This window comes from Paraburkholderia sp. JHI869, from assembly GCF_038900775.1.
In the GTDB taxonomy this organism is placed as follows: Bacteria; Pseudomonadota; Gammaproteobacteria; order Burkholderiales; family Burkholderiaceae; genus Paraburkholderia.
Genome location: NZ_JAYMSC010000014.1, coordinates 207,522 through 234,277 on the forward strand (window position 1 = coordinate 207,522; position 26,756 = coordinate 234,277).

At 59.4% G+C, this 26,756-nt stretch carries 24 protein-coding genes; 14 read left to right on the forward strand and 10 right to left on the reverse strand.

Annotation, left to right across the window (positions count from 1 at the left end; translation table 11 throughout):
* Positions 1-338: 338 nt before the first annotated feature.
* Genes VSR72_RS23905 through VSR72_RS23915 form a run of 3 tightly spaced genes read left to right on the forward strand, consistent with a single transcriptional unit; the run spans position 339 to position 2,378 of the window.
* On the forward strand, positions 339-1,559 hold the full coding sequence (locus VSR72_RS23905; RefSeq protein WP_342954805.1) for a hypothetical protein: 1,221 nt from the start codon (positions 339-341) through the stop codon (positions 1,557-1,559).
* Positions 1,556-1,843 (forward strand): hypothetical protein, encoded by a 288-nt coding sequence (locus VSR72_RS23910; RefSeq protein WP_342954806.1) that lies wholly within the window; start codon positions 1,556-1,558, stop codon positions 1,841-1,843. Before VSR72_RS23905 ends, VSR72_RS23910 begins: the two co-directional genes overlap by 4 nt.
* A gap of 55 nt (positions 1,844-1,898) precedes the next feature.
* Positions 1,899-2,378 (forward strand): hypothetical protein, encoded by a 480-nt coding sequence (locus VSR72_RS23915; protein ID WP_342954807.1) that lies wholly within the window; start codon positions 1,899-1,901, stop codon positions 2,376-2,378.
* A gap of 592 nt (positions 2,379-2,970) precedes the next feature.
* Here VSR72_RS23915 and VSR72_RS23920 read toward each other — a convergent pair.
* Entirely contained in the window at positions 2,971-4,812 is a 1,842-nt protein-coding gene (locus VSR72_RS23920) for a hypothetical protein (RefSeq protein WP_342954808.1), read from the reverse strand.
* Entirely contained in the window at positions 4,805-8,578 is a 3,774-nt protein-coding gene (locus VSR72_RS23925; RefSeq protein WP_342954809.1) for a hypothetical protein, read from the reverse strand. Before VSR72_RS23925 ends, VSR72_RS23920 begins: the two co-directional genes overlap by 8 nt.
* A gap of 776 nt (positions 8,579-9,354) precedes the next feature.
* Between VSR72_RS23925 and VSR72_RS23930 the strand changes: the two genes are divergently transcribed.
* The 4 genes from VSR72_RS23930 to VSR72_RS23945 all read left to right on the forward strand — a co-directional run bounded on the left by VSR72_RS23930 (position 9,355) and on the right by VSR72_RS23945 (position 11,924).
* Complete coding sequence (locus VSR72_RS23930) at positions 9,355-9,504, forward strand: hypothetical protein (protein WP_342954810.1); 150 nt, start codon at positions 9,355-9,357, stop codon at positions 9,502-9,504.
* A 35-nt stretch (positions 9,505-9,539) separates the two neighbouring features.
* The gene (locus tag VSR72_RS23935) at positions 9,540-10,028 is read left to right on the forward strand and encodes a hypothetical protein (protein WP_342954811.1); all 489 of its coding nucleotides are present in this window, start codon (positions 9,540-9,542) and stop codon (positions 10,026-10,028) included.
* Positions 10,029-10,558: 530 nt separating this feature from the next.
* Positions 10,559-10,834 carry a hypothetical protein gene (locus VSR72_RS23940; protein WP_342954812.1) on the forward strand — a complete coding sequence of 92 codons (276 nt, stop codon included), beginning with the start codon at positions 10,559-10,561 and terminating at the stop codon, positions 10,832-10,834.
* 718 nt (positions 10,835-11,552) lie between these two features.
* Positions 11,553-11,924 carry a hypothetical protein gene (locus VSR72_RS23945; RefSeq protein ID WP_342954813.1) on the forward strand — a complete coding sequence of 124 codons (372 nt, stop codon included), beginning with the start codon at positions 11,553-11,555 and terminating at the stop codon, positions 11,922-11,924.
* A gap of 646 nt (positions 11,925-12,570) precedes the next feature.
* Here VSR72_RS23945 and VSR72_RS23950 read toward each other — a convergent pair.
* From VSR72_RS23950 to VSR72_RS23960, 3 genes are all read right to left on the reverse strand, one after another.
* Positions 12,571-12,741 carry a hypothetical protein gene (locus tag VSR72_RS23950; protein ID WP_342954814.1) on the reverse strand — a complete coding sequence of 57 codons (171 nt, stop codon included), beginning with the start codon at positions 12,739-12,741 and terminating at the stop codon, positions 12,571-12,573.
* Between the two features lie 917 nt (positions 12,742-13,658).
* Positions 13,659-14,234, reverse strand: a complete 576-nt coding sequence (locus tag VSR72_RS23955) for a hypothetical protein (RefSeq protein WP_342954815.1) — start codon at positions 14,232-14,234, stop codon at positions 13,659-13,661.
* Positions 14,235-14,625: 391 nt separating this feature from the next.
* A complete protein-coding gene (locus VSR72_RS23960; protein ID WP_342954816.1) occupies positions 14,626-15,135 on the reverse strand; it encodes a lipocalin-like domain-containing protein in 510 nt (169 codons plus the stop codon).
* 799 nt (positions 15,136-15,934) lie between these two features.
* Here VSR72_RS23960 and VSR72_RS23965 point away from each other — a divergent pair.
* Together VSR72_RS23965 and VSR72_RS23970 are read left to right on the forward strand one after the other, a co-directional pair.
* Positions 15,935-17,653 (forward strand): hypothetical protein, encoded by a 1,719-nt coding sequence (locus VSR72_RS23965; protein ID WP_342954817.1) that lies wholly within the window; start codon positions 15,935-15,937, stop codon positions 17,651-17,653.
* A 286-nt stretch (positions 17,654-17,939) separates the two neighbouring features.
* Positions 17,940-18,233 carry a hypothetical protein gene (locus tag VSR72_RS23970; RefSeq protein ID WP_342954818.1) on the forward strand — a complete coding sequence of 98 codons (294 nt, stop codon included), beginning with the start codon at positions 17,940-17,942 and terminating at the stop codon, positions 18,231-18,233.
* Between the two features lie 795 nt (positions 18,234-19,028).
* Here the strand turns inward: VSR72_RS23970 and VSR72_RS23975 are convergent.
* Positions 19,029-19,856, reverse strand: a complete 828-nt coding sequence (locus VSR72_RS23975) for an alpha/beta hydrolase (RefSeq protein ID WP_342954819.1) — start codon at positions 19,854-19,856, stop codon at positions 19,029-19,031.
* A 103-nt stretch (positions 19,857-19,959) separates the two neighbouring features.
* Here VSR72_RS23975 and VSR72_RS23980 point away from each other — a divergent pair, with 103 nt between their 5' ends.
* The 3 genes from VSR72_RS23980 to VSR72_RS23990 all read left to right on the forward strand — a co-directional run bounded on the left by VSR72_RS23980 (position 19,960) and on the right by VSR72_RS23990 (position 22,695).
* On the forward strand, positions 19,960-20,571 hold the full coding sequence (locus VSR72_RS23980) for an ABATE domain-containing protein (RefSeq protein ID WP_342954820.1): 612 nt from the start codon (positions 19,960-19,962) through the stop codon (positions 20,569-20,571).
* A 234-nt stretch (positions 20,572-20,805) separates the two neighbouring features.
* A complete protein-coding gene (locus VSR72_RS23985) occupies positions 20,806-21,087 on the forward strand; it encodes a hypothetical protein (protein WP_342954821.1) in 282 nt (93 codons plus the stop codon).
* 1,248 nt (positions 21,088-22,335) lie between these two features.
* Positions 22,336-22,695: a hypothetical protein gene (locus VSR72_RS23990; protein WP_342954822.1), complete on the forward strand. Its 360-nt coding sequence runs from the start codon at positions 22,336-22,338 to the stop codon at positions 22,693-22,695.
* A gap of 113 nt (positions 22,696-22,808) precedes the next feature.
* Here the strand turns inward: VSR72_RS23990 and VSR72_RS23995 are convergent, their stop codons facing one another.
* The 3 genes from VSR72_RS23995 to VSR72_RS24005 all read right to left on the reverse strand — a co-directional run bounded on the left by VSR72_RS23995 (position 22,809) and on the right by VSR72_RS24005 (position 24,552).
* Positions 22,809-23,624, reverse strand: coding sequence for a methyltransferase domain-containing protein (locus tag VSR72_RS23995; RefSeq protein ID WP_342954823.1), 816 nt, complete (start codon positions 23,622-23,624; stop codon positions 22,809-22,811).
* Positions 23,625-23,823: 199 nt separating this feature from the next.
* Positions 23,824-24,063 (reverse strand): DUF2442 domain-containing protein, encoded by a 240-nt coding sequence (locus tag VSR72_RS24000; RefSeq protein ID WP_342954824.1) that lies wholly within the window; start codon positions 24,061-24,063, stop codon positions 23,824-23,826.
* A 261-nt stretch (positions 24,064-24,324) separates the two neighbouring features.
* Positions 24,325-24,552: a hypothetical protein gene (locus VSR72_RS24005; protein WP_342954825.1), complete on the reverse strand. Its 228-nt coding sequence runs from the start codon at positions 24,550-24,552 to the stop codon at positions 24,325-24,327.
* A gap of 759 nt (positions 24,553-25,311) precedes the next feature.
* On the opposite strand from VSR72_RS24005, the gene VSR72_RS24010 reads away from it, so the two are divergent.
* On the forward strand, positions 25,312-25,791 hold the full coding sequence (locus tag VSR72_RS24010; RefSeq protein ID WP_342954826.1) for a hypothetical protein: 480 nt from the start codon (positions 25,312-25,314) through the stop codon (positions 25,789-25,791).
* Positions 25,788-26,057: a type II toxin-antitoxin system RelE/ParE family toxin gene (locus VSR72_RS24015; protein ID WP_342954827.1), complete on the forward strand. Its 270-nt coding sequence runs from the start codon at positions 25,788-25,790 to the stop codon at positions 26,055-26,057. Before VSR72_RS24010 ends, VSR72_RS24015 begins: the two co-directional genes overlap by 4 nt.
* 107 nt (positions 26,058-26,164) lie before the next feature.
* Here the strand turns inward: VSR72_RS24015 and VSR72_RS24020 are convergent, their stop codons facing one another.
* Complete coding sequence (locus VSR72_RS24020) at positions 26,165-26,338, reverse strand: hypothetical protein (RefSeq protein WP_342954828.1); 174 nt, start codon at positions 26,336-26,338, stop codon at positions 26,165-26,167.
* Positions 26,339-26,756: the final 418 nt, after the last annotated feature.

Consider the following 26,756-nt stretch of genomic DNA (forward strand, 5'->3'; position numbering starts at 1 on the left):
TTTTTGCATCAGGTTATTTCTTCCTTCGGATGGTGAATAGTCCTCAGTCTGGGCAGACAGTTTTCGACGCCAGAATGCTGAAAGGAAAGTCCTTGTTCTCCGATCGCTACCTAAGCGAAGAAGGAAAGTTGGCCCGATCTCGGTTGTTTAAATCACTTCGCTGTTTCGTAGTTTGTTGGATTGGTGGCGTTTGTGTCGGCTTACTAGCCGGCTGGTTGGTCCGAGTTGGTTGAATGTAAAAGAGCAGCCGTCGCACGTACGTGACGGCACCTTGATCAGTATCACGAACCAGGGCGCGCAAATCAGGCACGAACGGCACGGTCTCGAAGACGCCGGATGTGCAAGACATCCTGTCGCAGCAGGCTGACACGATGCAGGCGGCGCAGGCGGCGGGGCAGGTCGTAGCGCAGGGAATTGGCGCCTACGCTGACTCAAAGCAAAAGGCTGCGCAGGACGCAGCCGACGCGGCAACCAACGCGGCGCAGACCGAGACAGATCCGAACGTTAGGGCGGCGGATCTGGCGCTTGCCCAGCAGGAACAGGCCGAGGCCGATTCCTGGGCAGAAGGCGGCGCGAATCGGGTCGGTTTGCATGTGGCGGGTGGTGCGCTCATCGCGGGCCTGGGAGGCGGCGGTGTTACGAGCGCAGTGCAAGGGGCAGCAGGTGCTGGCCTGGCTGCCTATATCGCACCGAAGCTAAACACATTGGCTGATGAATTTGGTGAGCCGGGAACGGCTGGCCATGTCCTTGGTAACGTAATCGGGAACGTACTGGCGACGGCGGCAGGTGCTGCGGTGGGCGGCAGCGCGGGTGCATCTACGGCGTCGAATGCGGATCTGTACAATCGACAACTGCACCCTGATGAGAGGCAGTGGGCGAAGGACAATGCCGCGGCGTTCGCGAAATACTACGAAGCTCAAACAGGGCAGTCGATTACACCGGATCAAGCCCTAGCACTTTTGCTGGGTAGCGGGTTGCGAATTGTCGATAGTAGTGCCGCCAATGTGCCCGGTGGGAACCCTGTCGCGACATCATATATTTCTGCAAATGCACCGAGCTCGTTGTTCTACGCTACACCGACAGAAAGGTCTAATCCTTTCCTTGGAGCGAACCCAAGCGGATCACCCACGCCCGAACAAAACGCCCTTACGTACAGCGTAGGCTCAACAGGGACATTTACCATTCAGATAGGCGTAAATGCTGGTCTCCATGTCTTCGACCTAGGTGGGACGGGCGAGACGGGACTAGCGGTATCGTTAGGCGCGCATCCAAACTTTTGCGCCTACGCGCAAGGCTGCGCGACAATGGGTCTTGGTTTTACGGCGTCTACGGGAGTTGCTATTACCGTGGGGCAGGGCGCTGCTTCTACTGGTGTGACGAGCAGTACCGGCGGCTTCATTGCCGGAGGCGACGGACTCTTCGCGGACACAAACTTAACAAGGGATGGCGATGGAAACCTGGCTGCAGGAAAGGGCGTGCTGGGACTGGGTGTCGGCGGTGCGGCGGGCGCACAACAGTGTAAGCAAGCGACGGCTTGTTTGGTGAAGGACGCACAATGAGCTTCTGGCCTCTTTTCTCAATCGTGATCGTTGTTTTTTCCATATTTTTCTTGGCTGCCCAATTCAAATTGGGTGAGCGATACAGGGGGGTAAAGATCACCTCATGGGCCCTTCCTTTGGCGGTGACTGGAGGAATCGTATTTGCGGTAGGTCTTCGGGGATTGGGTATTGCGTTGTTCCTGATTGGTGTACCGTTGATATTAATTGGTGGCTATATACACCTTTGCGGAATGTTTGGTCTGGAAGCAAAATTCCGGCGACCACATCGCTGGGATGACCAATGATTGGAGCGTCTTGTCGCCAAAACCGTGAGCGAGCCCTGACCTGTACAACCGCCAGTTGCATCCGCAGAAACAGTCGCTTGCGAGGAAGCTGGCCGATGGGAGCGGCGGAAAATATACGGAGCAGCAGATTGAAGACCAGATGCGCATCATGGGCGGCACGGTTGGCGGGGATCAAGAATCGGGCGCAGCGGCGACTCTGATCGGCCAGACACCGACGGACTCGGGGGAAAAATGGATATCGGGCGGTACGACGGCAGACGGCAAGCCGATCCTGACGCAGATCACGGTGCAACCGAATCCGGAATTGCAGAGCTACATCTTGGCGAATTCTGCATCGGCACAGAATGGTGTGCCGAACATCGTCTATGACCAGACTGGAAACAAGGGGTATACGTTCAACCTGACGGGGCCGCTCACGAAGTTCGATCAATCAGACCTAAACTACTTGCGCAGCACTACTGCAGGATGGGTTGATTCCACGGCGGCTATCGGCCATTGCAGTCATTCAGATGTCGCCGTTCGTAAGGCAGCTTAAAGTCGCTCTTCAGCCATCCACACCCGCGCGGCCACGAATGTCAGCTCTCTCTACAGCCGGATGCGTACTCTCGACCCGTTGCCGCCGGTCGAACAGTCAGAGTTGCAAGGGCAGGCATCTGAGTGGAACGGCAGCTCCTCAACCACCACTCGAGAACAAGTCATCGACCAAAGCTGCTGCTGGCGCGACCGCCAAAGGACCGCGGCTATGGTCAGCTTTGCCGACGTCAGACGCAGAATGCACTTACGCCTTCCCTAAAGTGAATATCGACTCGAAAAAACGTGGAGAACTGATATGAGACAATTAAGTAAATCAGTCGGAGGGCAATTAAATCTGTCGGACCGCAGCTAAATGATTTAGGAGGGAGGAATCGAAAAATCCGCAGAAGTTCGCGTGACTTAGGAGAAAAAGATGACAACAAAAGAATGCGCGGGTGGCTCACCTGAGGCCGCGGCTGTCCATAATTTGACTTCGAGCTTGCGCGGCCAAACGCGTTCGATTGGGCGCCCAGGTCTGCGCGCGCCCCCGTCCTGACCTTTCGCCGGGGAAGTAGTTGCGTTAGCAACCGAGGCTGCACAGCGCCCGGTCGGGCTTAACCAGCCGCCATGGGCAGGCGGAGCGCGTCCATCTTTTCTGCAGCCAGCTTCACAAACACCGGGAAGGCTGAGGTTTTGAAGAGCCGCACCGTTGGGTCATAGGCCAGACTTGCCATGTCCAGCGTGACGTGCCAGCGCCAATCGTCATCGGAGGCGATGCCGTGGTCGTACGCTTCGACGATCCGCAGGCGCGGGGCCACCTTCGTGCAGAGGTCGCTGGACGAGGCGTCGGCGCCTTGGGAAATGTAGGCGAATAGCTCTGGAATGACCCAGATGCCGGCGTGCCCCTTGCGGAGCGTGGAATACGCGTTAATTTCAGTGTTGCGAATGACGACGCAGCGCCGCGCCGAAAGGCGAATGTTCTCGAAATCAATGCCGCGCGCGTCCTTCCCCTTGTCTGGCGGGTCAATCAAGACCGGAATGCGCGAGCCTAGTCGCAACCGCCTCGCGTTGTCGACGACTTGCACGTCGAAGTGCCGGCTATCCTCCTGCGGCAGGACCACGACCCATTTGGGGTCGCCGAAATCGTGAAAAATGAACGCATAGCGCTGCACAGGCACCGTCCCCATCCAAGGTCGTGGAACGAGAAAACATCCGTCGCGCAGTTCAATCTTAAGCAGCAGCTGAATCAACAGCGCCCGTGCTATGACCTCGTGTTCCTGCGGAGGGCGCCGCGCTTCGACTTTTCCAACACTCGCGTACGCGGTGGTTTTGTCAATGCGCTGCTGGATCGACTTGCTGATCAAGGCGATCGTAGCGTCAGTGACACACTGTATCACCGGGAAACCTGCCGCGCGCAGCGCGACCTTGACGTCCTCCGGGTCCGGCCCGGAAAGGCGCGGCGTGTTCACGACCGCCAGCAAATGCTCAATCTCGCCGGGCGCGGCTGCGGCCGCGTCGACCGGGCACCACTGGGCAAAGGGAAACATCTGCGCCATTAGCGATGCCAGGTAGTCCGGTCGGCCTAGATGCGAGGTGACACAGAACCGGTAGCCTGCGAGCGCTGGCGCCACCTGGGAGATCACCTGTTCATGCATCAGTTCCTGCTTGGCCTGGGTTGTCGAGCCCACAGGCCGGTGACGATAGAGCGGGTCGAACGACACACTAAGGGTCGCCAGCCCCAGAGTGCTTGCCATTCGCGCGAGACTTAGGTTGAGCAACCCGTACCTATCCAACTGATTCGCGCCGGCCGCTGTTCGCGCCTTCCAAGGCACGCGGGACCGGGACGCACTCGCCGTCGCGTAGGCAAGGGCTTCGTGCGCCTCGCTTTTGAGCGTGGGGACCAGCCGGAAGCGCTCGCGCGCCGGCTCGCACCGCACGGTGAAACAGCGGGCGGTTTTGTCGGCGCGACGGATATCGCGCGTGTACGATACCGAGCGCATCTGTAGCAGCCAGCGCCCAATGCAAATGGGCTGGAGCCGGACATCGAGCATGCGCAGGCTGGCCGCTCCGCGCTGCCAGCTGTCATCGACGGCAACATGCAAGGCCCCAAAATACCGCACAAAACCATACGGCGCCGCCTCAGCAAGGTCCTGTTGGAAGAAAAGTTGTGCGAGCACCTCGACCGGGGCGCCAAACGCGTCTTTTGCGCCCGTCATCAGCTCACGGCACTTGAGCGAGCGCAGGGGGCGCGCCAGGAGAAGCCAGCTGTGCTCTGTCGTGCGTACGCTGGCCAGCACATTGCCGGCGTTCATTTGCGTATAGATGACTGACGTCCAGCGGCGATGCGTGTCGTCGTCATCCGTGCGGACGAGGCGCCCCTTCGCTGCCGCCGCGCGTTGCCGCACCTTCCGTTCATCAAGGGTCACGGCGGTGAGCGCTAGTGAGGGATTATCCATCAGCCTGGCTCGACCGGCGCTGCGCCGCTGACCGCCGGGTGGCGAGGTAAGTGACGATCTCGGTCAAGGTGTGCTGGAACTCAATGGCCATTCTGGCTGGACTGAGCGTCGTGCACGCGTCCATATGGAACACCGGCACGCCACACCGGGGAATCACGTCGGGGTACCACATGTCCTGGAGATTCCAGCCCGAATTGGCAAACACGAAAGCGTCGACCTTGATGCCAGTCCCACGCTCAAAGCGCGCGGTTTTGGACAGCACTTCGGCCCTCACGCTGTCGACGCCGCGCAATTCCGGGTTGTGGATCGAACCGGTCCCCGTGGTTTTGTTGTCCAGCAACAGCTTGAACCCCTTGATCAGCAGATAGAAGTCACCTGCTTCATGGGTGCCATTGCGAATCGGGTGCATGAACCGCGCGTTGTCGAGCGCGGATTGAACCTGAAAGCTCACGTCGCCCCTGGCTTGGAACGCGTCCAGCATTCGGAGGACGGCCGCTTCGTCGGCGGCCGGATAGGCGATCTCATGTAGCTCGCGCGGCTTGAGCAGCATGACCGGGTTCCGGCCGCGCGTGGGCGGCAGTTTCTGGCGGTACGAGATCAGCGACAGGCGCCCGGGTCCGTGGTTGAGGATAATCTCGATCGACCGTTTCGACACGCTCGCCCGTGCTAGCTGCATGGTCGAGGTCCTGAGGTAGGACTGGCGAAGCCGGGCCAGTGCCGTGTCCCTGACAGCGAGATCTTGAGGAATGACGCCATAGTCGTCCTGGAAGGCGCCTGCAGTCGCCTTGTCGAACGCATCCTGCGACGAAAAAACATAATGCTCCGGCTGTGACAGAAAGGTGCGGATATCGCGTACGGCTTTCAGTTCCGCATAACGTCGAGCGCTGCGCTTGCCGCCCTGCCGGTACACGTTTGAGACCCACTCGGCCGCGCCGGCGTCTTCGTCGGTGCAAGCAATGGTGGCCTCCATCCAGTAGTCGAGACAGGTGTCACGGATGCGCGCCAGATCCGGGGTAAAGAGGAGGTCGCCCGGACTGCAATACCCCAAGCCGAGCATCACGAGCCGTGCCTGTTTGTCCGACAGGATAAAGCGGCGGTGCACCGGGAGCGGTGTGCGGCATCGGGTCATTCGGCCCGCCCCCTGCACGGTTAGATCGGTCACGGCGAGCGCGCCGAAACGCGACCATTTCATCGCACACTGTATCGGCTTGAACTCGCCACAGCGCAACTGCTGGGTGAGCTTCTCCTGCATGTCCCGGCCGCCAATCGACACACCTTGCACCGCAATCCGTCTGTAGTTGGCTACGTTGACCAAATTGCGCGGGTGCTCGGCGAACGCGACGAGATTGAAGTCGACACAGGGGTCGGCGCGATCGACATCTATCCCATCACCGAGATAGGCGCGCCCGCAGCGGCCGAGCTTGACATTCGTGAGGTCCACGCGAAACGACGCGCCCTTCCCGATTTTCTGGATCACCGAGACCACCAGACCGTTGAGCGGCTTTGCCCTGCTCAGAAGAGGCCCCATCCTGGCCGATACCGCGGCCTCGAGATCGTCGAACAGCATAGGCTCGCGCATCGGGTTGGGCGTGCCATTGGCCCCGCGCTGGATCTCGCCGCCCGTGATCCAGGTATCAAGGGTGGAGAGTCCTGGCCGGTCGAAGCGGTCGAAATCCGTATTGACGGCGTACAGCTCCCCGATGTTCAGAGCAACGTGCGCATACTCGAGCCGGCGCAAGAGTTCCTCCGCGTGCGCATAACTGTTCACCATGACTATGCCAATGGCAGGAACGTGGAGTTTGTTGAGCGACCGGATTTCGGTAATGAGCGCCTGATAGCCCTCGAGATACTCCGTGTCCTCTTTGTCGTTGCTAGTCTTGAAGATGCAGACCGGTAGCGGCCGGTCTTCCCAGTGCCGGGCTTCGATCAGCCGGTCTGTCGCTAGACGCTTCAATCGATGCAGCTCAGGTCTGCCGGGGTCGTCCAGGTCAATCACCTCGTGTTTGACGGCACCATCCTGCTCGGCCAGGTCGCCTAGGTGCTTGCGCAGGATCCAGTCCAGATTGAGATTCGTGTACGGGGATTTCAACCGGAGCGTCGCTGACGAGAAAATGATTGAATTGTGTTGCCTGAGGAGGTTGTAGACCAGCTGCTCCGGCGGGGGGTAGCTGACGTTTAGCGTGATATGGAGCGGGTCGCGCTCGGTCGCATCGCGTTGCGGCCTGTGCACTTCACAGTAGGCGATACCATGCTTGTAGTAATAATCCTCGGCAAAGACATCCTGCTCACTGTCGCGCAGCGACTTGACGTTGCTCTCGGAGTAAATCTTGCTAAGCGCGAGATCGCGCAGCGCCTCACGAACTGGCCGGTGCAACTGGAACGTTTTGTTCAGTTCATTGCTCACGTGCTCCCGGAAGGTGAGGGACCCGGCCCGGTGATGCGTATAAGGAAAAAACCTCACGAAGGGCTTGATTGCCATGGCGTAGATCGCCTGCACAAGCGGGCCTAGGGACGCGGTCATTGGGGGCATCGGGATCACGTTGCCCGGTGCGGCGCGACGGGTGGCCGCTACCTTGGGATCCACCCGGGCCGGCTTGACGACGTCCGGGGAGTAGGCGGTTTCCGGTGGGTCGACGCCTTTGATCAGGAGTGAAAAGCTGAGCTGCGCGCCATTGCCATCTGTTTCCTTGTGCGTGGCGTAGCGCGCGTAGTCTGCCATTGCCAGCGCGGAGCGGTCGCGACTTACCGGGAGCAGGTAATCGCCACGGTGTTTCGGATCCTGCTGGTACACGTTCACCGGCATCCACTTCCCGTCCTGGACAATGGTGTCGCGGGCTGCGCCCAGATAGATGGTCGCCGTGCGCTGACAAAAGTGCTTGATCCAATCGTGCTCGAACTGACGACGGTTAAACAGCTCATGAGCCAAGGCTGCGGTACTCAGCAGCTCGGTCGAGACGGCCTTCTCGTCAACGTATCCGAGCATGCTGGCAAAGGCGTCGGCCGCTTCCTCAAAGAGGATTACCGCATCCCGGATATCCTGGAAGTCGGGCGTGCGCACCATGATCTCGCCGTGGTGGAGGTAGAACGCGGCGGCGCGGTACCGGAACTTGGCGGTGGTGAGCAGGGCAAGGCGCGGATGGCCGGGGTGCCGGGCGTGGCCTTTTTTGCCGTCTGGACTGTCGTGAGGCAGGGCGACGCCAAAGAAGGCGCCGCCAGCCAGCGGACACGCATGGTTGCAGGCGTCAAACAGTTGGGCCGGATCCGATGACTCCAGTTTTTCCTTCAGATGCCCCTTGCAGATCTCCCGGTAGTCCGTGAACGTGATTGCCTTGCTGCGCTCGGCGGCCCCGAGGAGGCTTTTCTGCCAATCGCTGTTTCCGCGCAACGGGCAGCGATGCGGAATCAGGCCGTCGCAAACCATCTCTTCTTCCTGCGCGGCCGCGGACGGAGCAGCCTTTGCGATTTTCCTCAATCGGCGGGCATATTCGTCGGCGCCCAGAAACCGGATCGCAAGCTGATGGTTGCCCTTCACCCAATAGTTCCCGAGGTACCGATGCTGCGAAGCCACAATCACCACTTTCAGATCTGTTGATTTGCCAATTGACTGAAGAAAACTTTCGGGGTCGTGAAAGAACTGGCTGCTGGAGGTGGTTTTCCCGGTGCCCGTAGGCGACGTATCCGCACCGACAACCAACTTCCCGGCGAGATGCGAACGAATCACCTCTGCCAGCAACGCTTTCGTCGGGGAATTTGTCGACAGGGCCATGGCTTCAATCGGGCTGGAAAGCAGAACGGGTGATCCTGGACGCTCGGTTCGTTGCTCTGACTCACCACTAATGTAGGCGGCTCGACGTACAGTTTCAAATCGGCCGTCGTGCCCACCCTACAAAATTATTTACGCCCCGTCTCGCGCACGTGTGAGGGTTGCGGAAGGTCGCGCGATCGCTTTCTTGCCGCTCGACGCGCTCCGTCGCCCAAGGGGCCCGTTGGGCGCGGGTGTACGCGTGCATGAGCTAGGCATCGAGCTACAAAATACGGGGTTCTGGTAAAGCGACACCCGAGCACCATGGGATTGGCGTCTTGACATGGCGTCGGCCGATTCCAGTCATAGACAGGACGGCCGGTGTGGCGGACTTGTGCGACCACGTGTTCTCAATCCATAACAACGATGCCGTCGCCTTTCTACCCGGTGTTGAGACGATGCGCAGTAACGAGCGCGAAGCGGTTCAGCGCAGCGCTCCCCAGCGCCACTTACATGCGCTATTCGCTCAGGCGCCAAACGCTCTTGTCCGGGAGCATCCCGGAACTGTGCGCAGCTCCTTTCGATGAAATCGGCCTCAGCGTATTGTTAGGGGGTGCGTTGCACTGTAGCAAGCGTCGCCCGGCCGTCAATTGAGCGATGGTCATTGGCATGATCGCGATGGCCAAGGCTGGAGAAGTTTCGCCGCTGACGGGAGACGGCCATGCAAGATCATAAAGAATGGATGAAGCAGGTTGAAGAGGGCCGTAAGCAGTACGTCCCTAGAAAGACGACGCCGAAAGTTGACGACCCGCTGGATCAACTGGAACTGGAAGCCTCGAGTCGAGCTCCTGATCGTCGGCCTCTTCATCGAGTTTTACGTGCTCGCACCCAAGATCATGCAAGGCTTCATCGACGCCACTGCATGCCCTATTCCAGTGACCAACCGCTAACACACAGTTTTTGCGGGAAACTTTATGGAGCACACATGGACACACTGAAATTCGCACTCGCGCTGGAAGGCGAAGGCATGAACCCGAAGCACGCCGGCATCATCGCGCATGAGCTGTACGCGCTCTACGCACATTCCGTCTTGGGCGGGAAATACAAAGAGGTAGACTACGGCGACTTCGATGAGCTGAGCGCGAAGGCACGCAAAGTGAGGGAAGACTCGCAGGCGAGGAACGATAAGCTGAGCACGATGCTCAACGAAATCCATCAGGAGCAGCAGCAAAGAGAAGCGGACAAAGCAGAGGACCAAGCGAACCGCGAGAGCATTCGTGAAACGACGCGCTTCCTGACATGCCGGCTAGCCCTGTCTAACGAGACGGCGCGGCTGGACTTCGTGCTGGCAAACGGCTTGCCGATGGAGCGCGACGGCCAATTCCGCTATCGCGGTTGGGCGCACCTTGGCTGGTTTCGTACCCAGCGCGAAGCGATCGACGCGGCGGTCAAATACCCAAAAGAAGACGAATGACGCATCTAGCTTTCAAGGGCTGCTCAGGCCTAAAGCACACAAACCGATGCAGGCAATCGATCTGCACCTGGGCGTCTATGGAGGATACTCAAGTAGGCACGCGGTCACCGTGCCGCGGTCACCGCGACCGATTGGTTTTTGGCTCTGTAACTCCTTCCAACTTTCAGTTGGGACTCGCGGGGAGGCTGTGATGGACCAGAAAGAATCACAGAGCGGCTGCGCGAACAGCGACGCCTGAACGGCACAAAGGCGTGCAACCGCGCGTTGCGCATCGGGCGGGCGTCGGAGCGGACCGGTCGTTCGAGTGACCACTGGATCGCTCAGGCGAGCGGCAGAAAGTGGCCGAAAGCACTAGTTCGACGAGCTTCCACGAATCGGACGTTGAAATCGCCGACGGCAGCTTTCTGGCGGTTTCCGCGAACGAGTACAGTCGGCCACTTTGAGACATTGGACGAAGGGCCGTAGATCGCTGACAATCCGACTCTGTACCCTCAATGAAATCGTATCTTCGATAAAGGAATAAGCAATAGATGAAGCTTCGACTAATTGAGGACGGCAACTTTGCGAGTTGGCTCGGCGGTACCTTCCTCCTGGTTGGCGTAGGCTTGGTTATTTTCGCCCTTGACGCAAAGCGATTTTGGCCTCAGGCGCGGATGTTTATGTTCTGCATCGGGTTTCTGCTCGCAGCGCTAGGAGGGTATTCGTCCAAAGCGCGCGCTTTGCGCATCAAGCCGTTCGATAATTCGTACAACGAGGCTCGGAAAACATACGAAGCCGGCGATGAGGGCCGCGGGCCAAAGTCATGACAGATGATTTGGATGCCGCCTCTTGGATTTCCTGCGCGAACGTCCGCTATCGCTCAATCTGAGAGACCACTCCGGGTCGGGCCATGCCTTTTGCATGAGACGAGCGCCTGACGCAATTGTCGCTGTCGGTCATCGGGCTCTGGCCGGCCATTTTGAGACATTCGACAGATGCCCGTAGATCGCTGACAATCGGCGTTCCCAAGCCTCTCAGCTACCCTCGCCCAAGAGTATGACCCGTCCGCCCCGTCCACCTCACCTCCTCGTGAACTTCTATCTGACGGCGCATAGATCAGATGGCTCGTTGAAAGAGGTCGTTTCTGGCTATCGCCCAATCTACAAAGTGCGCGCTGACTATTGGTCGTCTGCACATCACGAGTTTGTAGATGCAACGGGTGTCCGGACAGGGCAGCAAGCTAAAGCCGAGGTCTGGCTTCTATCTCCCGAAGCATACCCGCACACGTTTTGGATCGGGCGACGTGTTGAAGTTGCCGAGGGTTCAACAATTGTAGGCGTTGCAGACGTCCTGCAGATATTCAATCCACTGCTTGAGTCGCGCGCAGGTGGCTGACTGCTTTGAAGCCTTTCGAGTGAGCACATCGGGTCAATGGTCGACCACCGGCGACGGTCGGCCAGAAAAAGACCTTCGACCCCGGTACCAAGATCGCCGACAATCGAGTCGACTATAAGAGTGCGAGTGGCTCGCGCAGGAGCCGATACGATGAAAGAACATTGGAAATTGCCTGTAGCAGCCTCTGCTTTATTCCATAGCCCTGAATTCGTGGTCCTTCCACGCCGCGAATGTACATTGAGGCTATTGTTCGAAGGGGACGACGGCGCCGCCAAGGAAATAGTGCTTCAGTTCTCCGGGGTGGAATCCTACAAGTGCACGTTTCTAACCTCATGCACCGCAGCCATGTTCAACCTGGCTTATGCAAGGCTCGTCTCCCTCGAGAGTACATGGCTAGAGGAAGTCCGAAGCACTGGAAAGAAAGATAGAGCGGCTGTCGATGCGTTACAACATTTGATGATCACCTTTGATGACGGGCCGTGCTACGAAATCATTTGCGGCACTTGGAGCATCAAGGAGTGAGCGTTCTTGATAGCGGCATCGAGCGTCCCTCGCACGTCGGCCTCGGCCTGCAGCGTCGGCTCCGGTCGGCCACTTGGGGACATTCGACGCGCTGGCGTAAATCGTCGACAATCCCGATGCACAAACGCAACCTTGAGGGAAGGCTCATGCGACAAGAAATCACTCTTAACGTTCGGTACGATATTTCGGAGCAAGAGTGGGCCAAGGTTGGGGCTGTCTACAGATCAATGGACGGTTGGATCGAGGATAAGCACGGTCCGGCTTGGTATGGGTGGGAGGGCGACGCTAGATTCATATGGGCCTCAGTCGAGCCCGGTGGCATCCAGTTCTGCGGCGAACTCGAAACGCCTATATGGATTGGGTGGCTTACCGTTCTGTGCGCTAGGCTAAGTCTCGCCCTCGGTCGCGAGGTGCATGACGCCGAAATGTAGATCGGCCGTTCATTTGCTTCGGTTTGAACGGTGGCCTTTCGGAAATCCGAATGACCAGTGTGGGTCGCACTGAGCCGGTCCGCCGCCGCAGCGCGCTCCTGCGTTACGCATGAGTCGGTAGTCGGCCATGATTGGCCGTTCAATGGATCGCCTGAAATCGTCGACAATGTTAGTAAGTAACGTCGCGGCCACTGCGGTCGAATACGTGTTGTGCGTCAATCGCCGACTTTTTGGATAGACGTGTCGATTCCACAAGCACCCACCAGAAGTCTCGCGAAATGTCCATTCGGATGCCCAACAATATCGGCGACTTTCTCTTTCGGGACAAAGGAGGGAGTGAGCTGGTTTCCTCTTTCGTCGAATGAAGAAAGTGTGTCCGTGCTCATAGTCTTCCGTTCCTTGCAGTCCGCCGTGCCATGTCCCTGAAGGTAGGCTATTTGATGATATTTATAACGTGGCAAGTAGACCCGGTACCAGACCGCAATCGTATCGCCAGTTCGTTGAAGTGATCGTGACTGCACGTAACCGTAATATTTTTTGGCAGAATCAACCAAGACCCAGCCCCCTCCGGGCGCAGGGGTGGATTCCGTCGCTCTCTCTATGTAGTCCGCGAAGTTAAAATTTGGCGCCAAACCCGCGACGCAAGAGAGCAGAACGTATCCTGATGCTGCGGCCCACACGATTATATGTAGCCTGGATGGGAACATTGTCAGATGGGTTGTTGCCGGATCCCTAGACTTGACCCACCCGAGCACCGCGGCGCTGATGCACGCCAATAACGCGAAAACACGAAGTGCTGTGTGTCTGTGTAGGACGAGCGCCGCTACCGTGAAGATGGCAGCCAAACACACAATGGCATATAGAATCTCCGCCACCACTTTCGCCTTCGGCGTTATCTTCATAGCGTCCCCGGATAGTGAAACGGCTCCATTGTTTTTTGGTCGTTTTATCGTGGCTGCCGCCCCAGTCGCAGCAAGCCTCGCCGACCGAGGGACACTTTACAGCCCTTACCGGGCGTTTCCTGACCGACTCTGTGCGAATGGCCACTCTTCGGAAAGATTCATCGCGGCAACGGCGTGGCTTTTAGCCGGACTTGCCGGTTACCCCTCGGGCCGACAAGAGACGCTCGACGTGTCCAGATTGGCGACGATCTGAAGCAACGTCTCCACTCGCTTGCCGACCAAGATTTGCCGTGAATTAAGTCAATTTTGACGAACCGAGCACACACACGGGAAGTAATTCGCCACGGAAAGACCGAAATCATTGGTTTGACGGGAGACGAGGGGATCGCTCCAAAGGAGGATCAGTTTTGTACCGGCGTTGGCACCTTCTCACGCTCCATCCTCAATCGAACCTGGACTTCCGCTGCATTCGAGGAAGTGGCACCGATGCTCGCGAACGTTCCAACATCTTGGCCGACCTTCGACAGGATGTAAGCTAGATAATGGTACGTTCCACCCTGACCTTCAATGTCCCGATCCGCAACGACTCGCAGTTGAAGACCGGGGCGTTGCGCGCCAGTCACGATACGTTTGAAATGCTGGATTGAGGTGGCAGCATCGGCTCTCCTTGCCCAAACGGAGCACGAATTATCGGCTTGCCAGATGACGATGAAATTGCCCAAATGGCTCGGCGCCAACCATACCTTGCCGGTCAGTCCTCTAAGCACTTTTTCAGAGAACGATGGGGCAACGTCACGCAAGTTATACTTGGCAGCCAGCGCATTCAACGCTTCGCGACTGCCGACCGACGGGATGCACAGATCCATGAACAGTTGTGTTGCCACATTCGACTGAGCGACTGCTGGGGATGAGGGGGCCTCCTGCGCCACAACACATGCCGAGAAAATCAGAGTTGTCGCTAAGATAAATGGTTTCATGGTGCCTCTCGGCTTTTGACTAAAAGGTCCGGTAGCGCGCATCACGTGTATTCCACGTATTTCCCGACAATGCGCATGCACGACTGGCAACGGGCACTTTCCAACTTGAACTTCCTGGATCTGCGCTCATTGAATTCCCCCTTTTCTTCTAATGCCGAGGGCGTCTCCGGATTTTGTCCTCCACCGAACCAGAATCCAACACTTTTCTCTTGTTGAGTGTCTCCTTTCGGACATTTCATAGGGCTGCTCAGGGTGGGAGCAGCCTTTCGGGCTATCGCAACCGCGTATGGGCCGCAGGCAAATTCGTACCGCGTTGGTCCATTGATCTCTGCGCCTTCCTGTGTGCCGGTAGTGTTTCTGGATTCTTGCACGGGGAACTTAAAGGGCAGGCTTACCTGCTTTTATCCCGCTGCCAGATGGCGGTCGATGCGCCGTATCCAAAGCTGCCCGGCGTGATATACGTGAGTCGGTCCGCTTCAATGACGAATGGTCTCGCCTGTATTTCGCCATCCCAGTTCGGGAACGTTCCCTTCCGAATGTAAAATTCGATCGTGTGCGTAGCCGGGTCGACTACGTATGTTCCGAAATGTGCGACGCTTCCCTGCACAACCCGTTTGGTCTCGTCCGCCGTCGCTGTAAGACGATCGCCCGATGCAAGCTTCGGCAAGTTGGAGCGGACCGCGACCAGCGTATAGCGCCCATCATCGCCAAAAACGAGCTGACCTTCGGGATGAATGCCCAAGATCTCCACCGGGCTACCGCTTTTCAAGACGGTCAGTGAAATTAGCTTCCAGGTGCCAACCAGGCTCGGCGCCGTTTCCGCGAAGGCGCTCTGAAACGAGAGCAGTGTCAAAGCCCAAAGCGCAGCGGCAGCGAGCAAAGTAGTTAGATGACGTTGCATGAGAATCACCATCACGGACATTAACGCTCAGCGGAATCACAAACGATGGGACCATTGATTCGTCGAGTTGAGCAACAACGCCGGCGGAATCCGGACACGTGAAAATGAGGACTGGGAGAGCTCAGGATCACGTTGTGGCAGCAATTTGAGTCTAGGCGCAGCGGTACACCACGCAATATACCGTTCGGCATATGCATTACCGGCCCGGGCAGGAATCGCATGACGTGAAAGGAGCGGAGACAGCAGCCGTCGCGTCGGAGGCGACGAACGGCCAGTTGCTGTCGTTGACCGGAACCGGATCGCAGCCATTCGAACGTCGGCTCCCGAGTAGACAATGAGCCCTCGTGCTTCCATCAGTCACTGGCAGGTCATTTAGGCGGTGGGTTTCCTGAGCTCCTCTCTGGCGCTGAAAAAGGCCCTGCTCCGCCTCATCGAGAAAGAAAGGACTCCGTGGTGACGTGTGCGAGGGTTGGTTCGTAGGCGCACAGACTGGGGCCTTACGTCTGAGAGAATGCTGTTCATAACCTATCTTTCAGATTGGACTGGGGGGCTCATGTCGCACATCTCCTATAGCCTGAAATCCGTGCAATTTCCGTTACTACGCACATCTTTGGCATAGCGCATTAGCTCGTCTCTCGGAGACTCTCCTTATCGCCCCCCCAAAGGAGGGCGTAAAACTTAGCGCGGGGGCGCCGATAATCCTGTGGCAGTCACAAAACGGGCCGCGAGCTGGTGCCGCGCTCCTTACCGGTCCTTTCCTGCTTTTTTTGCTGCTGCGGCGCGTCTCGAGATGTGTGCCGTGGGGTATCTACCACTCGGCAGGTCTGCCCAGCTGTCCACGGTCATTCCCTCGACGTTGACTCGCACGCGCGTGGCACAGTGGCTTTGCGCCGCGCTGCTGTTGGCCTTTCTGGTCGCCGGCATGTTCGACCGTGATCCCTGGAAAGCCGACGAGCCGTATTCGGTCGGCATGGTGCTTAACTTCTTTCGCGGGCATGACCTGATCGTGCCTCGCGTGGCGGCCGATCCGTTCGTCGAGAAGCCGCCCTTGATGTACTGGAGCGGTGCTTTGTGTGCGCGCCTCGCCTCTAGCGTGCTGCCGGTATTCCAGGGCGCGCAAATCGCTGTGCTCGCGTGGTTGCTCGTGGCCTCGGCCTGCGTGGGTCGGCTCGCGCAGCGGCTGCACGGCAAGGCATCGTTCGACTGGCTCGCGCCCATGCTGATGCTTGGCAGCTTCGGCGCCGTCGAGAACGTGCACAAACTCACGGCAGACGTGCCGCAACTGGCCGGCGCCGCACTCGCGCTTGCGGCGCTCCCCCGGCTGGCGCGCTCCGACGCCTCTTCCCGCCTGTGGGGGCTGCAGCTCGGCACCGGCGCCGGCATCGCCTTTCTCAGCAAAGGTTTGCTCGTGCCTGGCGTGCTCGCACTGACGTGCCTGGCGGCGCTGCTGCTGCCCGCGTACCGTACCCGGCGCTATGCGGCAGCGCTCGCGTGGGCGGTGCTGGCCGTGCTGCCCTGGGTGGTGATCTGGCCGGCACTGTTATGGCACGCGTCGCCTTCGTTGTTTATCGAATGGTTCTGGGACAACAACTTCGGCCGATTCTTCGGCTTCGTGCATCTGGGCGGTGAGCGCAAGTCGTATCTGAGCGATTTCGCCAGTCTGATCGCGCTGACGTTCCCTGCGGGCTGGCTCGCCATCGGGGCGCTGGTCGCCGCCTCGCGTATCGAGAGCTGGCGCCGCTACGCCGTCTCGCGTCCTGAACTTGCGGTGCTGTGGGGTTACGTTGTGCTTCTCGTCGCGACTCTCGCCACGTCATCTGTGATGCGCGATATCTATATCTTGTCGATTTTCCCGGCACTGGGCGTGCTGGGTGCGGGCGTTCGCTTGCCGAACTGGCTCGAGAAGACGTGGGCGACGCTAGCCATCGTTCTGATGAGCGCGCTGGGCCTGTTCGTCTGGACGCGTTGGGGCCTGCAATTGACCGGTAACGGTCACGTCGCCGCCGGCCCGATCGGCAAATGGCTGCCACTGGACTATCAACTGGCGTTCTCGCCCGGACTCGTGCTCGGCGCACTGCTGCTGCTGGCGCTGTGGATCGCCGCGATCGTGCTTCGTCGCGAGCTTGGCGCACTCATTCTCGGGTTCGCTGGCCTGACGTTCGTGTGGGGCACGCTCTCGACGCTGCTGCTGCCGTGGGTCAACGAGGCGCGCAGCTACCGTACGCCGTTCGCCGAACTGCGCGAGGCATTGCCGCGCGCAGCGCTCAGCGGAGCACCCAAAGCCTGCGCAGGGTCGCTCGGTGTCGGTGACTCCGAGCGCGCAATGCTCGACTACTTCATCGACGTGCGTGCGATACAGCTCGCCGACTTTGCGCACGGCTCGCGCTGCGGCGTGCTGCTGCTGCTCGACAAGGCCGACGCCCGCGTAACGCCCCCGGCTGGATGGCGAAAAATCTGGCAAGGCGGACGCGCCGGCGACCACAATGAACGCTTCCTTTTGATGGTCGGCCAGAATTGACCCGCCGTTGGACCGAACCTACGCGGCGCCCGCGCGCGCCTCCTTGCGGCGAAGACGAAAGCGAATCGTGGCGATCTCGGGGCGTTCACGTCGCCGATCTTCAGTTCAACCTTCGTCGGACCACCGTCAAAGCATGAGAGCCACGTCCGAGGCAATCATCTCGCTCGGTCGTGGGACGTATTCCGGCCAGTAGCGGCCATTGGCACCCCACGCCTAAATCGTCGACAATCGCACAACGGAGCGGCGAAGGGAGCTACTCTGACGCGTGCAGACAAGGGGCGACAGTTTGATTGCGATTGATGTCGAGTGGAAACACGATTTCGCTGCGGAGCCAGTTCGTCTGGTATCCGTGCTCGACCCGGATCGTTATGAACTGCGCAAGCTTGAGTTCTTTCGCGACGGGCGAGTCGGGTTTTCGGACGGAAAGAGATCGGCGCTGGGCACACAACTCGGAACGCTTCCGGTGCCCGAGTTGTATGCAATTAACGCCGATTCGCAGTTCGAGGCGAAGGAAGTGACGCTGGAGGCCTTCGAAACGCTGTGGTCGCTCCACGTGCCATGTGGCGATCGTCTTGGCTAAGTTCGGCCAGTTTCGGACGATCGACGTACACGCCTAGATCGGTAACAATTGAGAGACCAAAGACACAATCCAACGAGCGAAATGACTCTGGACAGTGAGCGCCTGACATTGCACGAGGCATACCTCGCGATGTACGAATTTATTGTTGAACTCTATCAACGGACAAATTCCGACGATCTTGGGTCACTCTTGGGAGATATAAGTCTGCTTTCGGACGGAGCAACTGCGGACCCCGCTGCGTGGCGGGACTGGCTTCAGTGCGTGGAGAAAGCACGTCGCGGTGGAATAGACGCCGGTTTAGTTATAACCCGGCCGCCCCGCTAGAGCCTGGCAATCGAGATAGAGCCACGTTCAGTCGGAGACGCGCGGCGGGGCATGGTCTGCGCCTGACTATTACGCAGACGGTGCCCAAGACCCTGGGCGCGGTCGGTATTATCCACTGGCGCCCCTTTCGGGGTGTCCTTCCCCCCGCCGCGACGACAGTATATAGACCTTACGAAGTTAGCCAAATAGTTGGCCGCATCGAACGACGGCTAACGAGAGAGCCGAAGGTCTCCTCCGGGTCCACCACCGCGCCGTGGCGTCGGACGGCGGTCGGCCAATTTGGGACATTCGACAGATGCCCGTAGATTGTCGACAATCGGTGCTCCATGGTCTCTCAGCCAGCCAAAGGGCCCTTGCGCCAGATCATCGTCCTTTGTCTGCCCATTTGTATCGCAACATCTCCGGGCAAAAATGCGGTCACTCGCCGCTCGCGGAAGGACCAATGAAATGGACTGCTAATCGTCTACCTGGCTATCCGCGATACTCGAACAAGAAACCGAACAACGCGGCCACGATTGCCTCCGGCGCGTCCTCTTGTACCAGATGCCCGGCGTTGGGGATCACCTGCAGTTGAGACCCAGGGATGGTTCGCTGCAACTGCCGCCCGCGCTCCACAGGTATCCATAGGTCGTCTTCGCCCCAAAGCACCAAAGTGTGGCAGCGCACCTGCGCGTAGAGCGGGGTAACTTCCTCGGTGTAGCGCTGATCCATCTGTGCGATCTGGACGTAAAACGCCGCTTGTCCTGATGCCCCTAGCCAGGGTAGCACGTAGGGCTGCAGTTCCTCATCGGAAATGGGGCGCCGTATTGCTCCGCGCACATAGGCCGGTACGATTGCGCGGTGAATGTACTCTGGAAGTCCTCCAAAAGCAGTTTCGTACTGTCGGACATGCTGTACGAAAGGAGAACCCCATGGGGACAGCGCGACCGGATCGATCAGCGTCAGACTTCGGTAGTCTTTGCTCCCCAGCAGGTGTGTCCTTAGCGCCGTTGCGCCGCCAAAATCGTGTGCCACAACGTCCGGCCGTTCCACGCGCCAGTGGTCAAGCAATTCCGCGAGCAGCAGATTTTGCATGCCAAGGGAAACGTCTTGGCCTTGCCGTTGCTCCGACTGTCCGTAGCCGAGCAAATCATAGCAATACACGCGGTGGGTCGCGCAAAAATGCGGAACGATGCGGCGCCACACATAGGACGAGAACGGTGTGCCATGCACGAAAACCAGCGGCGGCCCTTCGCCATGCACCGAATAGCGAACCGTCTGACCATGAAAGTCATAGCAGCGATCGAGCTTCCAGCACATGACACCCCCTATAATGCTCTAAGCTATGTTTAACCATTATTCTGCTCGCGATTTTGCCTAACGTGTAAACTTTATTTTGAGCATTAAAAATGAGGGGAGACCGATGACGGAAGATCAAGCATGGAACGCTGGCAGTTTCGCCGGGGGGGCTCTATGCCTGGATTTCGCGAATACGCAGGGCGGCCGGGACAAGACGAGAGACGAGGAGCGCTTGACCAACTACCGGGCAGCGGTGGATTGGGCCTCCGCAGCCGGCGCGGTTTCCGGGAACGAGGGTAGGCGTCTGCGCGCGATGGCGAGGCAGGCACCAGCCGAAGCCGCGCACAACCTCGAGCAATTGCGACTTTTTCGGGAAAGTCTGTATCGGCTATTCTCCGCACTAGCGGCCAACCGTGTGGTGGAGCCGGCGGATGACGTCGTTTTGCGAAGTGCCGTCGCCGCGGCGGTCAATGTCGCTCGTTTGGAGCGGCGTCCCGACGGGTGCGATTGGCAGATCGACACGGATAAAGCTGGCCTGAATACGTTGTGGAACCGCATCGCATTAGACGTTCAGCAACTTCTACTCAGTAGCGAAATGCCCTACGTGAGGGAATGCGAACGTTGCACATGGCTATTCGTAGATCGTTCCAAAAACAAGCGCAGGCGGTGGTGCAAGGCTGAGACTTGTGGCAATCGGGCCCGTGCGTCAAGGCACTATCAGCTAACGAAAGCCTGAGCGACAGTAGCGGGTGGAAGAGTCGAGATGCTAGACGAGGCTTGGGTTTTCAGCGCTGAGCGGCCGCTTTGAGGCAAACCAAAGGTCCGGAGTGGGTCGGCTTATGCCTCTCGCATAACGTGCGCGCTCCAAGCCTCCTCACCGACTAGGCTGTAGGACTCTGTGCGGCCAGTTCCGGTCGTTCGACATCGCCCCTCGGATCGTCGACAATAACGAGAGCATGAGCCAACAACGTTGATCGATTCACATGAAAACACCACCTGTGACGCACACGAACCGCCTATGCTGATTTGGGCGCCAACTCGAAAGTCCATTGATGGACGAGGCGAAAGCGAAGGCACGACCGTGAAGATCGAGATTGAAGAACTCGAAGGCGGAGTCTTTCTACTGATGCGGTATGAATCTCTAGAAGCGCCATTTCCGACTTCAGATCATTTGTATCTGTCAATCGACGAGGCTTACGACGAATGTGATCACGTCTATGGCATCGGCCGCGACGATTGGCTTCAACGGTGACTGCATCGGAGCCGTCACGCCCGGCCCCACGACCTTGTACGGCCAGAATTGGACACTCGACGGGAATCCGGGAATCGTAAACAATCAGGCGGTGGACCATGAGATGAGGTTAAATTCAAATCACGGCCAAATCCTGTCCCCACGCACGGACCCCATCCGCCAAACAGAATGACCTGGACGCCTCCACCTCAAGGCAAGAGCAATGCGCCCACGTGGTTAAAGACGAGCCTTACTCTGCTCTATCGTTTGCTATGCGGACTTTTGGTACTAGGCGCGCTTGTGCCCATTGTGATGCACGTATTGGACATTCCCATTCCGTTCGATCCGCCTCGGACGTTTTCGCTATTTATCCTGGCCGGGGGCGTGCTCGCGCTCACACACGCCTTACGCACTTGGCTTTTGCGCCTGCCTATCCCGACCCGATACTCCCAACCGGTGCCATATGGCTACCCAGGATGGCGCGGCTTTCTCCAAGCCCAGTTTGCTACAGGATGTTTCCTGTTTTTCTTCGGTGCACTGCTGCTCCTGCTTTGAGTCGCAAACGTCGCCGAGTCTAATGGCCGCTTTGTAGAAAGATCGTCGTCTCTTATGGGTCGTGAAGACTCGTTCGACGGCAGCGAGAGCTGACGTTCGCGGTTGCGAACGTTTGAATGGCTCGAGATCGACTGCAATAAGGGGACGCTCGTTCGGCGCGCGCCACTGCCCGCAACGGGTCGTGAAGACCCGTTCGACCGCGGTGAGAGCTGCCATTCGCCGACGTCGGTTTGCGAATGGCAGCAACCCGATCTGCAGCCGACGCCCCACCATCTATCACCGAACGTCGGCTATGGCCGATGAATGTGCGTTCGCCTTTGACATGGTGATTGCCAAGCTGAGGAAGCCATGAGCGTGTTCCTGTCGTACGCACGGGAGCAACCCGCCATGCTGGTGGTCCCGGCCGCCGGCTTCGGCCTGTCCCTGCTGGTGGCGCGCGTCAAGACGCGATACGTGCGAGATGGCGTATCTTTTGGGCGCCCTGTGCGATCGCAATCATCCAAGGCACCGGATGGCAATGAGGCAACTGACCGGAGTAATCCGGACAGGCGAGGGGATCCTAGGCTTACTCTATTGGCGGTCGATGGTCTGATTGCGCGCTACACAGCATGTGACAGGACGGGTCCTCACGCTTCAGAAAAGTAGAACGCCGTTCCCGGCACCGCCGCGTGTGCCGAAGAGCAATACAGCTGCGCCGAAAGCGGAAGCCGAGAAATGAAAAAGCTGGATGACGAAACGAAGGCCGAGCTGCACGCGTTCCTCGTGGTCGGGCGGCTCTTCGCATTTGCTCGCAGCGGCGAATGGTTGCGCACTCTTCATCTCATCGAGTCTGCGCAAATCTGTCTCAGCTCGAACGGCGCTGAATGCGGTTGGCTTGAGCGCGCGCAGCTCGTTGAAGCGTGCCGAGTGGTCGCGCTAAAGGCGCTTGATTTGCCGTTTCCGCAAGCCGAGGCCGACCTCGTTCAGCTCTTCAACCTGAATCGTGGCTGGTTTCTCGACTACCGGAAGCCGGTCGTCCAGCAGATTCACGCGATGTGCGTTGCGCATCTCTCCCATGACGCAAGCCTGATTTAGGCTTAAGAACGTCGAGAGGTACACGGGCCGCAGCAAGGCAGATACCTCGGTCGATTTTCGAGAGCATTCCTGGCAAGGCGTAGTGCGCTATCCTCGCTTAAATCAGCTAGCCCCTAAGGTTTGAGGGCGGAGGCGAGGACGCAACACATGGGAATCCGCAGCTCCCCGGCACCGCTCCGATACGTCTCTGCTTCGTGCGCGACGGCCCGTTCAATCAGCGCCAGCGCAGCCGGCGTCTGCGCGTGCAGTATCGCGGCAACCCGGACGCCGCCGCGCATGAGCGCGTGATACGGTGTATTGGGCGAACGCAGCACCAGGGTCTGGTCCACCTCTCGCACCTCCGGGTGGACGAACCCAGCTTCGAGCAATGCGCGCCTCGATTCCCCCCAATCGCTGAACCGAAAGAAAGGCGGTCCCTGCGGAACTGGCACATCGGTCGTCCCGTGCTTCCCGATTGCCTTTAACACCATCCCGATACCGACAGCCTTGTCCGGCATCGCGCCGACTGTAAAGGCAATCCTGCCGCCAGACTGCAGCACGCGAAACGCCTCCGCGAGTGCACGCTCAGGATGCTGAAAATGCTCCATCCCGAAGCCGATGCCCACTGCGCCAAAGCTTTCGTCGGGAAATGGCAAATCCTCCGCGTCGCCGATGCGGAATTCGAGTCCCGGAAAAACGCGCCTCGCCTTTTCGACCATCGCGACCGAGAAATCCACGCCGGCGACGTCTGCACCGCGACGCCTGGCTGCAGCAGCGAGGTAGCCAGGGCCGGATGCGACGTCGAGAAAGCGCGTGCCACGCCCTACGCCAAGGGCCTCGAGCATCGCGTGGTTCGACTGGGCAGTCAAATCACCGAAATACGTGTGATAGGCCTGGGCGACACGCTCCCAACCTTCGTGCTCGAATGCGCTGAAGTCGCCTGGTCCCATCCTTCCCTCCACCTGTTCGACACCCTGGCGCGCAGGCCTTCGTATTCTTCGTAAGGGCCCCGATGAACCTTGCATGACAACGCGAAAGTGCAGGCCGCCATGTATGAGGCGAGTGCGCCAATCCGTCAGCAGCTGGCCAAGGCGGGGAGGGACGTTCGACGCCTGTTTGGCACGGTGGTAGTGCGGAGTTCGAAATACTTCAATGCATCGTCTTGCGCGCGGCAGCGTTGAGCAGAGCGGTGACACTCATGTCCTCGTCGAGCTCGGGCCAGAACAGCTGCTGGCCGTCCAGTGAGATCGCGAGGTGTTCGCGCTGTTCGCTGGATGCCTCGTCGAGAACTGGGAACAGGTGTAGGGGCAGCTGGATAGCGCGGCCGTCAGACAGGTCGATGTACATCGTGGGACCATCGAAGGCGACGTCGATTGCATGGGGTTGCATGGCGAGTCTCCTGGTGGCAGGGGCGGGACTTTCAGGATAGGTCGCTGCTGGCTGTCACCCAAGCAAAGAAATAGCCCGGCATCACGAATGTTTCCCGGTGTTCTCGAGGCTGTCACGCGTGCGCGCGCAGCAGCAGGTTACTTCGACCTTCGCTCACCAATCCGCGGCCGTCGTGCCCAGCAACGCAAGTGCATTCACCAGGTCCACGGCGGCAGTGCACGCTCGCGCCCGGTAAGTCCGGCGGCGCGAACCTCCGCCCGATCAATTCAACGACGCCAGCAGGATCGACAGTTTGCGGATATGCGCCCGGAACGCTTCGGTCATTTCGCGGTTATGGCCGTCGCCCAGATGCGGCGCGTCGACCAGTTCCGCCTGGCCATGGAACTCGTCGAGAACTTTGCGCCGTTCGTCGGGGGGAAGTATGCGAATGAGGGACACCATCAGTAGTTCCTGCGCATGGATGATACCGAGCACGGATTGTTCGTTCATATCGACCTCCGTCGGAACGCGGCGACGCTGGCGGCTGGACAGCAGGACAAAGCGGGGAGTTGACGGCAGCACCAGGCCGATGCAGTCTTCGATCCTCCCTTTTTCCCCTCCATACTAGCGTAGGGATCGAGCCATCCGCACCTGTACCGGGCGAAGCGCAGGGAGGCATGCGGGGGCCGATGGAATCGCACGCCAGACCGGCCCGGGCCGCCGCCCGCGCCGTATCGGGGGGGGGTCGCGGTTCCCGTACGGTTTTCTCGGGAAGGGCGCCCTGGTATCGAAACGGGACGCGTTCTGCCGTCGCGGGACCCACCCGGCGCACCCGTCGAGGAACCGCGAACAGGCAAAAGAGGCAGCGGGATCCCTGGTGGCGTCAGGCACCGGGCCGACCGGTGCAAGATTTGTGTCGCCTCCTGACGGGCCGCCATTCTGACCGGGCCACAGACAGGCGGGGAGCGGGATGGCTTTCCCTGCGTCGTCTGGAACTGTGACACGGGTCCCCGATTAAAGCGGGGTCACATTCACGCATCATCGCCGGGATAACCTGGCACGGAAGACGGCCGGGAGGCCGCGGCGTCGAAAACACGAAGGGCCTGGGTTCCACAACAGGTTTTTATGTTAGATACCGGCCGCCAACCCTTGCCTGGCAAGGCTTTTCGCCAAACCGACAATCGATTTTACGCCTCAAAGCCACGAAATCCAATATTTCGTGGAAACGAATATAATAAAGCGTGACCTTACCTGTTCCCCGGAGCCATCATGCGACGTGTTTCCTTTGATGTCGCCCAGGCCAGCGCCGCCGTCAGGGCCGGTGGTGTCCTGTCCGCGATCCTGCGCGCCGAAAAGGGCGCTTTCTACATCGAACTCGAAACCCGCGAATCGGGCGTGGCCGAGCTGGTGACCTCGAACGGCCGCGAGCGACGTGCGTTTCGCGATCCGGGCCAGGCCCTGAAGGTCGTGCGCGAGCTGGGCGTGGCGACCGGCCGTTTCGCGCTTGAGGAGTGGGATACGCACGCCCCCAAGGCCCCTGCCTGGACGCGCCCGGACCAGAGTGCCCACATGAAGCGGCGCAATGCGCTGGCTGACGAGGCGGCCGAGTTCGAGGCCGACGTGCTGCAGGCGATCGCCGAGGCAGACCGCCCCGGCACGTCGTTTGTCCCACACGATGAGGTGATGGCGCAGCTCGACACGAAGCTTGCCGCGACTGCGAAGAGGGCTGCGCGCAAGGGCCGCGCATGATCGTCGAGTGGCTGCCGCGTGCAGTGGAACAGTTGCTGTCGATCATCGATTACGTGAGCGAGGACAGTCCGGCCGCCGCCGTCGAACTCGGGCTGCGCATCCGTGAAAAAACCACCACGCTCGCGACCTACCCGAACCGTTACCGGGCGGGTCGCGTCCGGGGGACCCGTGAAATGGTCGTGATGCCTAACTATATTGTCGTGTACCGCATTGCCGGTGAACGGGTGCAGATCCTTCGTGTGCGCCACGCGCGACAACGCCGCTAGGGCCGCGACCTTCGCCGCCGTGCCGACGAATCCTGGGGCGGGCAACAGGACGCGGGCCCCACACAGAGGGCCCGCGCGTACGACTTCGCCTGTGCCTCGGTTTGTGTCTAGCGCCGGTGCGTGAAAATCCCCACCGCGGCAATCGCGAAGATGATGAGCGCCAGAACCGCCTGTGACGGATGCGCGGTCTGGGCAATCGTGGTGAGCGCAAAGACAGCCGAAGTGCCCGGCCCCTGCTGGGGCCGCTTGCTCTGATGCTGATCTGAACTTCTACCGACCATGTGGTCTCTCCTTTGAGATGACGCAAACACAGCCGACCTTGGAAACGGAGCGCGCGAGGCTATCCCCGACAGGGCCTGCCGGGCCTTCGCTGGACTGCGCTCCGCTCCTTCACTGCGCCCCCGGGCAGAAACGCCCGGTCAATGTGAAGACGGGTAATACAGGCAACTGGACGAGGCCAGTTTGCCGGTACAGCTGTACATCGGCACTACGGGTATGACGAACACCAAGACCGTGCTCCAGCGGGACGCACCACTGAGAGCCGTCCATCAATCGACTGACAGCAGGGATCTGTAATGATGATCATGTAGCCGGCCTCCTCGCCGCCGTGCAGCGGCGGGGTTAAAGTCAGTTTGCGAAACGCACTTTGACCCTGCGGAGACCGACATGAACTATTGTGGCATAGACCTGCATTCGAAC

Coding starts and splice junctions, on each gene's coding strand:
- VSR72_RS23910 (WP_342954806.1), top strand. CDS start 1,556: ATGAGCTTCTGGCCTCTTTTCTCAATCGTGATCGTTGTTTTTTCCATA.
- VSR72_RS23920 (WP_342954808.1), bottom strand. CDS start 4,812: ATGGATAATCCCTCACTAGCGCTCACCGCCGTGACCCTTGATGAACGG.
- VSR72_RS23925 (WP_342954809.1), bottom strand. CDS start 8,578: ATGGCCCTGTCGACAAATTCCCCGACGAAAGCGTTGCTGGCAGAGGTG.
- VSR72_RS23935 (WP_342954811.1), top strand. CDS start 9,540: ATGGACACACTGAAATTCGCACTCGCGCTGGAAGGCGAAGGCATGAAC.
- VSR72_RS23940 (WP_342954812.1), top strand. CDS start 10,559: ATGAAGCTTCGACTAATTGAGGACGGCAACTTTGCGAGTTGGCTCGGC.
- VSR72_RS23945 (WP_342954813.1), top strand. CDS start 11,553: ATGAAAGAACATTGGAAATTGCCTGTAGCAGCCTCTGCTTTATTCCAT.
- VSR72_RS23950 (WP_342954814.1), bottom strand. CDS start 12,741: ATGAGCACGGACACACTTTCTTCATTCGACGAAAGAGGAAACCAGCTC.
- VSR72_RS23955 (WP_342954815.1), bottom strand. CDS start 14,234: ATGAAACCATTTATCTTAGCGACAACTCTGATTTTCTCGGCATGTGTT.
- VSR72_RS23960 (WP_342954816.1), bottom strand. CDS start 15,135: ATGCAACGTCATCTAACTACTTTGCTCGCTGCCGCTGCGCTTTGGGCT.
- VSR72_RS23975 (WP_342954819.1), bottom strand. CDS start 19,856: ATGTGCTGGAAGCTCGATCGCTGCTATGACTTTCATGGTCAGACGGTT.
- VSR72_RS23980 (WP_342954820.1), top strand. CDS start 19,960: ATGACGGAAGATCAAGCATGGAACGCTGGCAGTTTCGCCGGGGGGGCT.
- VSR72_RS23990 (WP_342954822.1), top strand. CDS start 22,336: ATGAAAAAGCTGGATGACGAAACGAAGGCCGAGCTGCACGCGTTCCTC.
- VSR72_RS23995 (WP_342954823.1), bottom strand. CDS start 23,624: ATGGGACCAGGCGACTTCAGCGCATTCGAGCACGAAGGTTGGGAGCGT.
- VSR72_RS24000 (WP_342954824.1), bottom strand. CDS start 24,063: ATGCAACCCCATGCAATCGACGTCGCCTTCGATGGTCCCACGATGTAC.
- VSR72_RS24005 (WP_342954825.1), bottom strand. CDS start 24,552: ATGAACGAACAATCCGTGCTCGGTATCATCCATGCGCAGGAACTACTG.
- VSR72_RS24010 (WP_342954826.1), top strand. CDS start 25,312: ATGCGACGTGTTTCCTTTGATGTCGCCCAGGCCAGCGCCGCCGTCAGG.
- VSR72_RS24015 (WP_342954827.1), top strand. CDS start 25,788: ATGATCGTCGAGTGGCTGCCGCGTGCAGTGGAACAGTTGCTGTCGATC.
- VSR72_RS24020 (WP_342954828.1), bottom strand. CDS start 26,338: ATGGTCGGTAGAAGTTCAGATCAGCATCAGAGCAAGCGGCCCCAGCAG.